This window comes from Kitasatospora cineracea (assembly GCF_003751605.1).
GTDB lineage: Bacteria > Actinomycetota > Actinomycetes > Streptomycetales > Streptomycetaceae > Kitasatospora > Kitasatospora cineracea.
Genome location: NZ_RJVJ01000003.1, coordinates 530,986 through 543,359, shown reverse-complemented (window position 1 = coordinate 543,359; position 12,374 = coordinate 530,986). Strand labels below are relative to the sequence as shown.

Annotated in this window: 11 protein-coding genes and 1 pseudogene; 8 read left to right on the top strand and 4 right to left on the bottom strand. The window is 74.0% G+C overall.

Translation table 11 applies throughout. The annotated features are described in order from the left end of the window. Nucleotides 1-108: 108 nt before the first annotated feature. The 3 genes from EDD39_RS36605 (at nucleotide 109) to EDD39_RS36595 (ending at nucleotide 3,800) form a co-directional block, all read left to right on the top strand. Nucleotides 109-906: an IclR family transcriptional regulator gene (locus tag EDD39_RS36605; RefSeq protein WP_051817343.1), complete on the top strand. Its 798-nt coding sequence runs from the start codon at nucleotides 109-111 to the stop codon at nucleotides 904-906. 267 nt (nucleotides 907-1,173) lie between these two features. Continuing rightward, on the top strand, nucleotides 1,174-2,493 hold the full coding sequence (locus EDD39_RS36600; RefSeq protein ID WP_123563879.1) for a pectate lyase family protein: 1,320 nt from the start codon (nucleotides 1,174-1,176) through the stop codon (nucleotides 2,491-2,493). A 134-nt stretch (nucleotides 2,494-2,627) separates the two neighbouring features. Then, complete coding sequence (locus tag EDD39_RS36595) at nucleotides 2,628-3,800, top strand: pectinesterase family protein (protein WP_123563878.1); 1,173 nt, start codon at nucleotides 2,628-2,630, stop codon at nucleotides 3,798-3,800. A gap of 7 nt (nucleotides 3,801-3,807) precedes the next feature. Here the strand turns inward: EDD39_RS36595 and EDD39_RS36590 are convergent, their stop codons facing one another. Next, nucleotides 3,808-4,944, bottom strand: coding sequence for a hypothetical protein (locus EDD39_RS36590; RefSeq protein ID WP_123563877.1), 1,137 nt, complete (start codon nucleotides 4,942-4,944; stop codon nucleotides 3,808-3,810). 161 nt (nucleotides 4,945-5,105) lie between these two features. Further along, a complete protein-coding gene (locus tag EDD39_RS36585) occupies nucleotides 5,106-6,035 on the bottom strand; it encodes a 5-dehydro-4-deoxyglucarate dehydratase (protein ID WP_123563876.1) in 930 nt (309 codons plus the stop codon). 230 nt (nucleotides 6,036-6,265) lie between these two features. On the opposite strand from EDD39_RS36585, the gene EDD39_RS36580 reads away from it, so the two are divergent. Genes EDD39_RS36580 through EDD39_RS36560 form a run of 5 tightly spaced genes read left to right on the top strand, consistent with a single transcriptional unit; the run spans nucleotide 6,266 to nucleotide 11,347 of the window. Beyond that, the gene (locus EDD39_RS36580; protein WP_244257493.1) at nucleotides 6,266-7,180 is read left to right on the top strand and encodes a carbohydrate ABC transporter permease; all 915 of its coding nucleotides are present in this window, start codon (nucleotides 6,266-6,268) and stop codon (nucleotides 7,178-7,180) included. Further along, nucleotides 7,177-8,061 (top strand): carbohydrate ABC transporter permease, encoded by an 885-nt coding sequence (locus tag EDD39_RS36575; protein ID WP_123563874.1) that lies wholly within the window; start codon nucleotides 7,177-7,179, stop codon nucleotides 8,059-8,061. Before EDD39_RS36580 ends, EDD39_RS36575 begins: the two co-directional genes overlap by 4 nt. Before the next feature lie 54 nt (nucleotides 8,062-8,115). Beyond that, a complete protein-coding gene (locus tag EDD39_RS36570; RefSeq protein WP_123563873.1) occupies nucleotides 8,116-9,411 on the top strand; it encodes an ABC transporter substrate-binding protein in 1,296 nt (431 codons plus the stop codon). Nucleotides 9,412-9,416: 5 nt separating this feature from the next. Further along, a complete protein-coding gene (locus EDD39_RS36565; RefSeq protein ID WP_123563872.1) occupies nucleotides 9,417-10,574 on the top strand; it encodes an enolase C-terminal domain-like protein in 1,158 nt (385 codons plus the stop codon). After that, complete coding sequence (locus EDD39_RS36560) at nucleotides 10,571-11,347, top strand: NAD-dependent epimerase/dehydratase family protein (protein WP_279634014.1); 777 nt, start codon at nucleotides 10,571-10,573, stop codon at nucleotides 11,345-11,347. The genes EDD39_RS36565 and EDD39_RS36560 overlap by 4 nt, the downstream gene beginning before the upstream one ends. Before the next feature lie 54 nt (nucleotides 11,348-11,401). On the opposite strand, the gene EDD39_RS36555 is transcribed toward EDD39_RS36560, so the two are convergent. Beyond that, nucleotides 11,402-11,908 carry a hypothetical protein gene (locus tag EDD39_RS36555; RefSeq protein ID WP_123563871.1) on the bottom strand — a complete coding sequence of 169 codons (507 nt, stop codon included), beginning with the start codon at nucleotides 11,906-11,908 and terminating at the stop codon, nucleotides 11,402-11,404. A 92-nt stretch (nucleotides 11,909-12,000) separates the two neighbouring features. Next, a pseudogene (locus EDD39_RS36550) lies at nucleotides 12,001-12,304 on the bottom strand (VOC family protein); the annotation flags it as partial. Between the last annotated feature and the right edge of the window lie 70 nt (nucleotides 12,305-12,374).

Sequence of the window (12,374 nt, the reverse complement as noted above, 5' to 3'; positions counted from 1 at the left end):
CGCGGGGGCCGGACGGTCCCTCAACCCTCAACTGTTCAGTATGCTGAACAGCAGTCAACTATTTGAACTTCGCGGGACGATACGCCGCGGGACAGAATGGGGTCAAGGATGCCCTCGCCGACCAACGCCGCCCGGGGCGGCACCAGCCAGGGCGGCGGCGCCCAGGTGAAGTCCGCCGTGCGGACGGTGGAGTTGTTGGAGTACTTCGCGGGCCGGCCCGGCATGCACAGCCTGGCGGAGGTGCAGGAGCAGACCGGCTACCCGAAGTCGAGCCTGTACATGCTGCTGCGCACGCTGGCCGAGCTGGGCTGGGTGGAGACGGACGCGACCGGCACCCGGTACGGGATCGGGGTGCGGGCGCTGCTGGTCGGCAGTTCGTACATCGACGGGGACGCGGCGGTGGCCGCGGCCCGCCCGGCGCTGGACGTGCTGGCGGAGGACACCGGGGAGACCATCCACCTGGCGCGGCTGGACGGGGCGAACGTGGTGTACCTGGCGACCCGCCAGTCCCAGCACAGCCTGCGGCCGTTCACCCGGATCGGGCGGCGGCTGCCCGCGTACTCGACCTCGCACGGCAAGGCGCTGCTGGCCACGCTGGGCGACGAGGCGGTGCGGCGGCTGCTGCCGGAGCGGCTGGAGCCGCTGACCGAGCACACCCACACCGACCGCGAGGAGCTGATCCGGGAGCTGGCCGAGGTGCGCACCCGCGGCTACGCGGTGGACCGGGAGGAGAACACGCTGGGGCTGCGCTGCTTCGGCGTGGCGATCCCGTACCGCACCCCGGCCCGGGACGCGGTGTCGGTGTCGGTGCCGGTGGCGCGGCTGACGCCGGGCCGCGAGCAGCTGATCCGGGACGCGCTGTTCGACGCCCGGGACCGGCTGACCCTGGCCACCCGCCACCTGTGAGCCCCGCGCCCGCCCGCCGCTGACGCGGCGTCATGTACCTTTCGGCGCCCCGCACCCCGCGTGCGGGGCGCCGTCGCGTTCCGGCGCCGGACGCCTTGACAGGGCCGGGCGGGGCTCCCTAGGTTGCGGACACGGATGCGACCGACGTTCATGCTTGTGAACATACCCCGGGCATCCGACCGCATCGCGCGTCACACCGCACCGCGCGCCACGCACCGCACCTCGCGCCCGCACCCCCACCCCGACCGCTCGACGAGGAGCCCCGTCATGCGCCTGCCCCGCACCGTCCGCACCGTCGGACCGCTGTTCGCCTCCGCCGCCCTGTGCGGCACGCTCGCCTGCGTCCCCTCCGCGCACGCCGCCGACCTCGGCCACGCCGTGCTGGCCGCGAAGGACGGCTGGGCCTCGGCCACCACCGGCACCACCGGCGGCTCCAAGGCCGACGCCGCGCACACCGTGACCGTCTCCACCCGGGCCCAGCTGGTGGCCGCGCTCGGCGGCAAGAACTCCGGCAACGGCTCGAACGCCACCGCCAAGATCATCTACGTCTCGGGCGTCATCGACCTCAACACCGACGACTCCGGCAAGCACCTGGACTGCTCGGCGTACGCGACCGGCGGCTACTCGCTGCCCGCCTACCTGGCCGCCTACGACCCGAAGGTCTGGGGCACCTCGAAGGTGCCCTCGGGCACCCAGGAGGACGCCCGCGCCGCCTCGCAGAAGAAGCAGGCCGACAAGGTGCAGATCAACGTGGGCGCCAACACCACCCTCGTCGGCGTCAACGGCGGCACGCTGCGCGGCGGCGGGCTGGTGGTGAAGAACGTCGACAACGTGATCGTCCGCAACCTGTCCTTCGAGAACGCCGCGGACTGCTTCCCGCAGTGGGACCCGACCGACGGCTCCACCGGCAACTGGAACTCCGAGTACGACGCGATGACGGTCTACGGCGCCACCCACGTCTGGGTCGACCACAACACCTTCTCCGACGGCGCCGTCCCGGACTCCAGCCTGCCCAGCTACTTCGGCCGGATCTACGAGGTCCACGACGGGCTGCTGGACGTGGTCAAGGGCGCGGACTACGTCACCTCGTCCTGGAACGTGTTCAAGAACCACGACAAGACCAACCTGATCGGCAACAGCGACAGCGCCTCCGCCACCGACGCGGGCCACCTGCGGGTGACCTTCCACCACAACCTGTGGCAGAACACCGTGCAGCGCGCGCCCCGGGTCCGCTTCGGGCAGGTCGACGCCTACAACAACTACTACGTGCCGTCCGCCGGGGACTACGAGTACAGCCTCGGGGTCGGCAAGTCCTCGCAGCTCGTCGCGCAGAACAACTACTTCGCGCTGCCCTCCGGCATCACCGCCGCCAAGGTGCTCTACAACTGGGGCGGCACCGCGCTGACCGCGGGCGGCAACTCCGTCAACGGCACCACCAGCGACCTGATCGCCGCCTGGAACGCCGCCAACTCCGGCAAGCAGCTGGGCACGTCGGCGGGCTGGACGCCCACCCTGCGCACCGGCCTGGACGCGGCGAACACCGTCCCGGCGAAGGTCACGGCCGGCGCGGGCGTCGGCCACCTCTGAGCCCGGCGGCACCGACCGCCCGCGGGCCCCGGCGAGAACTCCCGCCGGGGCCCGCCCCCGTCCCCGCCACTCCGCCCCGCCACCCCTCCCCGTCCCGCCACCCGTCCCGTCGTCCGTCCCCAGGAGGAACCGTCGTGCCCACCCGCCGCACCGTCCTGCTCGGCGCCGCCACAGCCCTGCTCGGCACCGGACTCGGTCCCGGACTCGCCACCACCCCGGCCACCGCCACCGCCACCGAAGCCGCCAGAACCGCCGGAGCCCCCGAAGCCGCCGGGCCCCGCTTCGGCCGGTACGGCTCGCCGGCCGCCCGCCCCGACTCCCGCACGCTGTACGTCGATCCGGCCGGGGCGGGCGACCACCCGACCGTCCAGGCGGCCGTGGACGCCACCCCGCCCAACGGCGACCCGGCCACCGGCTGGACGCTGGTGCTGGCGGCCGGCACCTACCGGGCGCCGGTGCGCGTCCCGGCCGACCGGCGGCACCTGACCGTGCTGGGCGCCACCGGCCGGGCCCGGGACGTGGTCGTGGTGCACGACACCGCGGCCGGCACGCCGAAGCCCGGCGGCGGCACCACCGGCACCACCGGGAGCGCCACCCTCACCGCGCTGGCCGACGGCTTCACCGCCGCGGACGTCACCTTCGCCAACGACTGGCTGCGCGCCGACCACCCGGACTGGACCGGCACCCAGGCGGTGGCCGTGAAGGCCACCGGCGACCGGACGGCCTTCCTGCGCTGCCGGCTGCTGGGGCACCAGGACACGCTGTACGCGGACTCGGCCGACCTGGCCTCCTTCGCCCGGCAGTACTACGGCCGCTGCTACGTCGAGGGCGACGTGGACTTCGTGTTCGGCCGGGCCACCGCCGTCCTGGACCGGTGCGAGCTGCGCACGCTGGCCCGCACCGACACCACCGCCGTCCCGCAGGGCTTCGTGTTCGCGCCGAGCACCGCCCGGGCGAACCCGCGCGGCTTCCTGGCCACCCGCTGCGCCTTCACCGGCACCGCACCGGCCGGCGCCTTCCGGCTGGCCCGGCCGTGGGTGCCGAGCAGCGACCCCACCGCCTGGCCGATGCTGACGGTCCGCCGGTCGCACCTCGGCCCGGGCATCGACGCCGTCGAGCCGTACGCGAACATGGCGGCCGCCCACCCGTGGCAGCAGCAGCGGTTCGCCGAGTACGCGGACACCGGCCCGGGCGCGGCGGTCCCGGTGCCCGCGAACCGGCCGCAGCTGACCGCCGGGGAGGCCGCGGCGCACACCAGGGAGGTCTACCTGGCGGGCGCCGACGGCTGGCGGCCGTGGGAGGGCTGAGGCGGTGTCAGCCGGAGTGCGGGCGCAGCAGCCGCCGGACCGCCTCGAGGTCGGTGTCGGAGGCCAGCCCCGCGTGGTAGAGGCGCAGTTCGTCGGCGCCCTCGACGGGGTGCGGGGGGCCGCCGCCGAGCGCGGCGACCACCGGGCGGTTGGCGGCCAGCACGGTGCCGGGGCGGCGGTGCGGGGCGGCGAGCGGCAGCAGGTGGTGCGGCAGGACCAGGCCGTCGGCGCGGGTGAGCAGCCAGTCGGCCTCGACGCCGGGGTTGGGGCCGCTGCGGTGCGGGACGGGGTCGGCGTGCAGCAGGATCCGGAAGCCGGGGCCGGCGGCGGCCCGGACGGCGTCGACGGCGGCGGCCTGCAGGCGGCGGGCGGCGGCGAGCCGGTGGGTGCGGGCGGCGGCGGCGGGGCCGGGGCCCAGCAGCCGTTCGATCCGGGCCCACTCCTCGGGCAGGTCGGGTTCGGGGGCGCCGCGCCACAGCGGTTCCAGGGCGGTGCGCACCGCGGTGCGCAGGGCGTCGGCGTCGGGGCCGTAGCCGCGGCGGCAGGCGGGGCAGAAGCACAGCGACATCAGGAACTGCCCGGCCGGGCCGAGCGGGACGCCGCCGATCTTGTCGTGGGCGTGCAGGTGGGCGAGGCCGTACCAGCCGCAGGACTCCAGTTCGGTGCCGGTGGCGCCGGGCCGGACGGCGGCCTCGGCGGCGAGGGCGGCGCAGTACTCGACCACCTCGTCCTGGGCGATGCACGGCGCCCAGGGGTAGGGCTCGCCGTACGCGTTGTGCACCGTGTGGTGCGGGTGCGCGGTGCCGAGGCGGGAGTTGTGGGCGAGCACCACCCAGGTGTGCACCTCCAGTCCGGCGGCGGTGAGGGCGGCGGCGGCCTCGCCGAACGGGTCGTCGCCGGGCAGCCAGTGCTGGGCGGCGGGGCGCAGGGCGCGGCCGCGCCAGTGGGCGGGGTCGGGCGGGTAGTAGACGGCGGAGTGCTCGGCGGTGACGATCCGCCGGGTGGGGTGGCGGGGGGTCAGGGCGCGGGTGGAGTGGTAGGCGGCGGCGAGGGTGACCCGGGGCAGGCCGAGGCCGACCAGCCGGTCGGGGGCGGCGGGGTCGCCGGTGACGTCCCACGGGTAGAGGAAGGCGGAGGCGCGCACGGGGTCTCCTGGCGGTGGGTGCGGGGGCGCCCGGCCGGGGGCGGTCCGGCCGGGCGGCGGGCGGGCGGTTCGTCCGGGGCCCGCGCGGGCGGCCGGGTCCGGTGCGCGGGGCGGGCGGCCCGGCCGGGCGTGCGGGCCCGGCCGGCGGGGCGGGGCCGGGGTCAGAGCAGGCTGCGGCCGTGGGCGATCAGTTCGGCGAGCGCGCCGACGTGCGCGGGGTCGGGTTCGGCGAGCGGGGCGCGGACGGTGCCGACGTCGAGGCCCTCGAGCCGGACGCCGGCCTTGACCAGCGAGACCGCGTAGCCGCGGCCCTGGTTGCGCAGTTCGACCAGGGGGCGGAAGAAGCCGTCGAGCAGGCGGTTGGCGAGGGCGTCGTCGCCGCCGGTGACGGCCTTGTGGAAGGCGAGGGCGAGGTCGGGGGCGAAGCAGAAGACGGCGGAGGAGTAGAGGGTGACGCCGAGTCCGCGGTAGGCGAGGCCGGTGAGTTCGGCGGTGGGCAGGCCGTTGAAGTAGCGGAAGTCGAGGCCGGGGTGGGTGGTGCGGACGGCGCTGATGACGCGCTGCATCAGGTCGAGGTCGCCGATGCCGTCCTTGAGTCCGATGACGTTGTCGAGGGCGGCGAGGGCGGCGACGGTGTCGGGTTCGAGGACGGCGTTGTCGCGGGCGTAGACGATGACGCCGAGGTCGGTGGCCCGGGCGAGTTCGGTGTAGTGCCGCAGCAGGCCCGCCTGGGAGGGCTTGACCAGGTAGGGCGGCAGGGCGAGGACGCCGTCGGCGCCGGCCTGTTCGGCGCGGCGCAGGAACTCCAGGGCGAGGGCGGTGCCGTGGCCGACGCCGGCCACCACGGGGACGGCTCCGGCGGTCTCCTCGACGGCGGCGGCGACCACGGCGCGGTACTCGTCGAGGTCGAGGGCGTGGTACTCGCCGGTGCCGCAGGCGGCGAACACGGCGCCGGCCCCGGCGTCGAGGCGGGCCCGGACGTGGGTGCGGAAGGCGGTCAGGTCGAGGCTGCCGTCGGGGGCGAAGGCGGTGACGGGGAAGAACAGCAGGCCGTCGAGGCGGCTGCGCAGTCGGTCGGGCGTGTCGGGCATGGGTTCCTCCTGTGGGGACGGCGGGACGCTGGGCTGCGGAACGGCTGGGCGGCGGGCGGCGGGCCTGCGGGCGCCACAGCAGCGTTATACATCATTCTGATCGCAGTACACATCCATGAACGGCGAATCAGAATCCTTGCGCGCGAGGAGGGTTGACGACCCCTCACACCCTCCCTAATGTGTCCACGCATGTGAACGGCGTCCACGAATGTAGAGGAGGTGAGCTCCCTGTGACGCTCGCCGGTCCGTACGGAGCCCGCGTCCGCCGGGCGCTCACCCCGTACGCCCTGATCGCTCCGACCGTCCTGCTGCTGGTCGGCTTCCTGCTGGTGCCGCTCGGCAGCGTCGGCTACTACGCGCTGCAGCACCGGGTGGTGAACGAGCCGTACGACGACGCGTTCGTCGGGCTGGACAACTTCTCCCGGATGCTGGGCGACCAGCAGTTCTGGCACAGCCTGCTGTTCTCCGCGAAGTGGGTGGCCGCCGAGGTGGGGCTGCAGCTGCTGCTCGGCCTGGTGCTGGCCCTGATCGTGAACGAGACCTTCGTCGGCCGGGCCGCGGCCCGGGCACTGGTGTTCTCGCCCTGGGCGGTGTCCGGGGTGCTGACCACCGGGATCTGGCTGCTGCTGTACAACCCGGCCACCGGGGTGTTCCACCAGCTGTCCGAGTTCGGCCTCGCCGACCCGGCGACCTCGGTGCTGGGCGACCCGGACACCGTGTTCCCGGCCGTGGTGGTGGCCGAACTCTGGCGCGGCGTACCGTTCTTCGCCATCCTGATCCTCGCCGACCTGCAGTCCGTCCCGAAGGACCTGTACGAGGCGGCGTCGATCGACGGCGCGGGCCGGGTCCGCAGCTTCCTGCACGTGACGCTCCCCCACCTGCGGGACGCGATCGTGCTGGCCACCCTGCTGCGCGCGGTGTGGGAGTTCAACAACGTCGACCTGCTGTACACGCTGACCAACGGCGGCCCGGCCGGGGCGACCACCGGCCTGCCGCTGTACGTGGCCCAACTGGCCCGCAAGTCCTACGACTTCGGCTACGGGTCGGCGCTGACCGCGGCGGCCTTCGTGCTGCTGCTGTTCTGCTCGGTGCTGTACCTGCGGCTCAGCCGCTTCGAGGGCCGGGGCGAGGGGGTGCAGCGATGAGCGCCGACGCCACCCGCCTGCCGGCCGCCCGCCGCGGGGCCGCCCGCTCCGTCCGGGCCACCGCCGTCCGGGACCGCACCGGGCGCCTGCTGCGGCTGTTCCTGCCGCTGGGCCTGTACCTGCTCTTCACCCTGGTGCCGTTCTACTGGATGCTGCTGTTCGCGCTGCGCCCGGCCGGCTCCACCTCGCTGCTGCCCTGGCCGGTGACCTTCGAGCACTTCGACACCGTGTGGAACGGCATGGGCTTCCGCACCTACTTCACCAACAGCGTGCTGATCGCCGCGCTGACCCTGGTGTCGGTGACCTTCTTCGCCCTGATGGGCGGCTACGCACTGGCCCGGTTCGCGTTCCGCGGGCGGCGGGCGTTCATGCTGGCGCTGCTGTGCACCCAGTTCGTGCCGGGCGCGATGATGCTGATCCCGCTGTTCAACGTCTTCCAGCTGCTGCACCTGATCGACACCCGGTGGAGCCTGGTGGTCGCCGAGACGGTGTTCCAGCTGCCGCTGGCGATGATCCTGATGAGCGGTTTCGTGAAGAACGTGCCGGTGGAGCTGGAGGAGTCGGCGATGGTGGACGGCTGCGGCCGGCTGCGCGCCTTCCTCGCGGTGGTGCTGCCGCTGCTGCGGCCGGGCATCGTCGCGGTGGGCTCGTTCGCCTTCATCGGCAGCTGGAACAACTTCCTGTTCGCGCTGATGTTCCTCAACGACCCGGAGCTGCAGACCGTCCCGGTGGGCCTGCAGACCACCATCGGCGAGAACACCGTGGACTTCGGCGCGCTGGCCGCGGGCGGCGTGGTCGCCGCGGTGCCGGTGGTGCTGGTGTTCGCCTTCGTGCAGAAGTACCTCGTCCAGGGCATGAGCGCCGGCGCCGTCAAGGGCTGAGCGCCCCCCGCGATCCCCCTCCCCCACCCCGTCACAGACAGGACACTCCCACCCATGGCCCGCTCCCTGCGCACCGCCGCCGCGGCCCTCGCCGCGCTCGGCCTGCTCACCGCCTGCGGTTCCGGCGGCTCCGCCGGCGACTCCGCGAAGAAGACCGTGATCACCTTCTGGGACAACAACGCCGGACCGGCCCGCACCCCGCTGTACCAGCACCTGATCGACGAGTTCGAGAAGGCGCACCCGGGCATCGAGGTGAAGTACGTCGGCGTGACCAGTTCCGAGGTCGCCGAGAAGTACAACACCGCGATCGCCGCCGGCTCCACGCCCGACGTCGGCGGCGTCACCACCGCCCTGCTGGCCTCGCTGACCGCGCAGAAGGCCCTCGTCCCGCTGGACGAGCGCCTGGCGGGCAGCCCGCTGAACGGGAAGCTGTCGGCGGCGATGCTGGAGACCTCGAAGGCGGCGGCCGGCGGCAAGGGCCTGTACCAGCTGCCGTCCTCCGGCAACCAGGACGTCATCTGGTACCGGGCGGACAAGTTCGAGGAGGCCGGGATCGGCGTCCCGAAGACCTGGGACGAGCTGTTCGCGGCGGCCGCGAAGCTCACCGACAGGTCGAAGAACCAGTACGGCTTCACCATCCGCGGCGGCGCGGGCTCCGGCTTCCAGGTGCTGGCCGAGGCGTACGCCTACTCCGGCCTGACCGAGGTGTTCGACGCGAACGGGAAGTCCACCGTCGACGACCCGAAGAACGTCGAGCTGATCGCCAGGATCGCCGCCCAGTACAAGCAGACCACCCCGGAGGCCGACGTCTCCAACGCCTACCCGCAGATGCTGGCCCAGTTCCAGGCCAACCAGGTGATGATGGTGCACCACAACCTGGGCTCCACCAAGGACGTGCGGAGCGCGCTCGGCGACAAGGCGGCCGGCATGCTGCTGCCCGCCGGGCCGAACGGCACCGCGACGCTGGCCAACCCGGTCGACGGCTTCGGCGTGTTCAAGAACTCCAAGCACCAGGACGCCGCCTGGACCTTCCTGGAGTACCTCGACTCGCACGGGGCCAACTCGTACTGGAACGAGAACGCCGGCCAGATCCCCGCCAACACCGAGGCGTACGCGGACGACTGGTACGTGAAGTCCGGCATCACCAAGCGGGCCGGGGACGCGCTGAACAGCGGGAAGCTGGTGCAGCCGCCGGTCTACCTGCCGCAGTACTCGAAGATCACCAAGACCGAGGCGGAACCGAACTTCCAGAAGGTGCTGCTGGGCAGGATGTCCCCCGCGGACTTCGCCAAGTCGGTGGCCGACGCCCTCACCAAGGCGCAGGCCGACTACCGGGCGAAGAACGGCTGACGGCGGTGGCAGCCGTCGCCTCGGTCGAGGTGTCCTTCTTCACCACCCTCGCCCGCACCGCCGTCGACCCGCACGGCCACCGGCACCCGGCCGAGCCGCACGAGGTCCGCGAGGCCCTGCTGACCGTCACCGACACCGACGGCGCCGCCGGCCGGGTGCTGGTGCAGCCCGACCACCTGCGCCCGCACGTGCTGGACAAGTACGTCCGGCCCGCGCTGCTCGGACAGGAGGCGCTGGAACGCGAACGGCTGTGGACCTCACTGGCCCGCCGCCAGCGCGGCGCGGGCGGCGGCCTCACCGACCGGGCGCTGTGCTTCGTCGACCTCGCCCTGTGGGACCTCGCGGGGCAGCGGCTGGGCCAGCCGGTGTGGCGGCTGCTCGGCGGCGCCCGCCGGGAGGCGCCCGCGTACGCCTCCACCATGTGCGGCGACGGGACACCGGGCGGGCTGGCCACCCCGGCCGACTACGCGGCCTTCGCGGTGCGGCTGGTCGAGCAGGGCTACCGGGCGATCAAACTGCACACCTGGATGCCGCCGGTGGCGGGCGCCCCCAGCGTGGCCCTAGACGTCGCGGCCTGCACGGCGGTGCGCGAGGCGGTCGGCCCGGACGTCGAACTGATGCTGGACGCCAACCACTGGTACTCGCGCACCGAGGCGCTGCGGCTCGGCCGGGCGCTGCAGGAGCTCGGGTTCTACTGGCTGGAGGAGCCGATGGAGGAGGCGTCGGTGTCCTCCTACCGGTGGCTGGCCGAGCAGTTGGAGATCCCGGTGATCGGGCCGGAGACCTCCTGGGGCAAGAACTTCACCCGCGCCGAGTGGGCGGCCTCCGGCGCCTGCGACATCCTGCGCACCGGCACCACCGACGTCGGCGGCATCACCCCGGCGGTGCGCACCCTGCACCTGGCCGAGGCGTTCAACCTGGACTGCGAGGTGCACGGCAACGGCTCCGGCAACCTCGCCCTGCTCGGCGCCGCCACCAACGCCCGCTGGTACGAGCGCGGACTGCTGCACCCGCTGGTCGACTTCGACCTGCTGCCGCCGCACCTGAACTCGGCGGTCGACGCGATCGACGAACGCGGCGTGGTGGTCTTCCCCGAACGCCCGGGTCTGGGCGACGATTTCGACCTCGACTACATCAAGTCCCACACCGTGGAGGTGTCGTGACACTCGTCCTGCTCACCGGCGCGGCCGGCGGCGTCGGCACCATGCTGCGCGAGCTGCTGCCCCCGTACGGCTACCGGCTGCGGCTGGCCGACCTCAAACCCGTCGAGGGCGCGCCGGACGCGCTGGCCTTCGACCTGGCCGACGCCGACGCCGTCCGCGAGGCGGTGCGCGGCGTGGACGCGGTGGTCCACCTCGGCGGGATCGCCCTGGAGGACACCTTCGCCAACATCCAGCACAGCAACATCGAGGGCACCTACCGGCTGTACGAGGCGGTGCGGGCCGAGGGCGTGCGCCGGGTGGTCTTCGCCAGCTCGAACCACGCGGTCGGCTTCACCCCGCTGGACGGCGAACTGCCGGTGCGCGCCGACATCCCGCCGCGCCCGGACACCTACTACGGCCTGTCCAAGGTGTTCGGCGAGTCGCTGGCCTCGCTGTACGCCGACAAGCACGGGATCGAGACGGTCTCGCTGCGGATCGGCTCCTGCTTCCCCGAGCCGCGCTCGCCCCGGATGCTCTCCACCTGGCTCAGCCCCGGCGACTGCGCGCGCCTGGTGCACGCCGCCCTCACCGCGCCCGGCGTCGGCCACACCGTGGTCAACGCGATCAGCGCCAACACCCGCGCCTGGTGGGACCTGGGCCCGGCCCGGGCGCTCGGCTACGACCCGCAGGACGACGCCGAGGCGTACGCCGGGCGGATCCTGGCCGAGCACGGCGAGCTGGACCCGGACGGCGTGGACGCCCGGCTGCTCGGCGGGTACTTCACCACCCTGTAGGCCCGGCCGCGGGCGCCCCGGACCCGGCCGTCCGGGGCGCCCGGCCGCGGCTGCTCAGCCGCGTTCCGCCCAGCGGGGCCCGGGTCCGATCAGGAGCAGGCGGCGGGAGGGCAGGCGCAGGGCCCAGTCCGGGGTCTCGTCGAACGGGAGGTGCGGGGCCGGCGGGGCGGCGGGGTCGATCCGCAGCCGGTGGTCGCCGAACGCGATCAGGGTGCCCCAGCCGGGTTCGGTGACCTGGACGTCGGTGATCCGGCGGCCGATCAGCGCCCGCAGGTCCTCGGCCAGGCGGCCGGCCCCGGCGGCGGGGGTGGTGGCGCGGGCCGCGGTGGCGGGGCGGTCCAGGGTCCAGCCGCTGCGGGCGACGGTGAGCCAGCGGTGGGCGAGTTCGGCCGTGCCGTCGGGGCGGTGGTCCGGGAGGCCGATCAGCAGGGCGAACAGTCCCGCGCCGCCGCCGGGGACGTGCACCGAGGTCACCGTGCCGCCGTGCAGGACGGCCAACTGCCGCCGCAGTTCGCCGAGGTCGGTGGAGGGGGCCGCCGGGCGGTCCGTATGGGTCGTCACCGCACCCAGTCTCGGGACCGGGTGCGGGGCCGTCCAGCCGTTATCGGCGTGCCGCGTCGCCAGGTTGACGAGGCGGCCCGGCCCCACCGCGCCCGGACGTCCGCCGGCACGTCGCGGCCGCCGCCGACCTTCAGGTCGAAGTGCCACCGGTTCTTGCCGGCCCTCGGCTCCGGCACCTGCTGGAACCGGATCCGCGGCCCGCCGGGTCGACGATCGACTCCGGGACGTCCCCGGCGCCGGGCGGCAGCACCGACCCGGGCACCCCCAGCGCCGCCCAGTGGGCCCGCCAGGCCCCGTCCGGCGGGGGGTCGGGCAGGTGGCCCAGGGCCCGGCCCGGAAGGCCACCATCCGCTGCGGGTCGGAACAGTCGATCGTCAACTGCACTGCCAGGTCCATCCGCAGAGCATCCCGGACGGGTCCGACGACCGCTCGCTACGATGGCCCGGTGACCGGAGAAGACGAACCG

Bases quoted from the DNA above. Each gene is read 5' to 3' on its own strand.
- EDD39_RS36605 (WP_051817343.1), top strand. From the start codon at position 109: ATGCCCTCGCCGACCAACGCCGCCCGGGGCGGCACCAGCCAGGGCGGC.
- EDD39_RS36600 (WP_123563879.1), top strand. From the start codon at position 1,174: ATGCGCCTGCCCCGCACCGTCCGCACCGTCGGACCGCTGTTCGCCTCC.
- EDD39_RS36585 (WP_123563876.1), bottom strand. From the start codon at position 6,035: ATGCCCGACACGCCCGACCGACTGCGCAGCCGCCTCGACGGCCTGCTG.
- EDD39_RS36575 (WP_123563874.1), top strand. From the start codon at position 7,177: ATGAGCGCCGACGCCACCCGCCTGCCGGCCGCCCGCCGCGGGGCCGCC.
- EDD39_RS36570 (WP_123563873.1), top strand. From the start codon at position 8,116: ATGGCCCGCTCCCTGCGCACCGCCGCCGCGGCCCTCGCCGCGCTCGGC.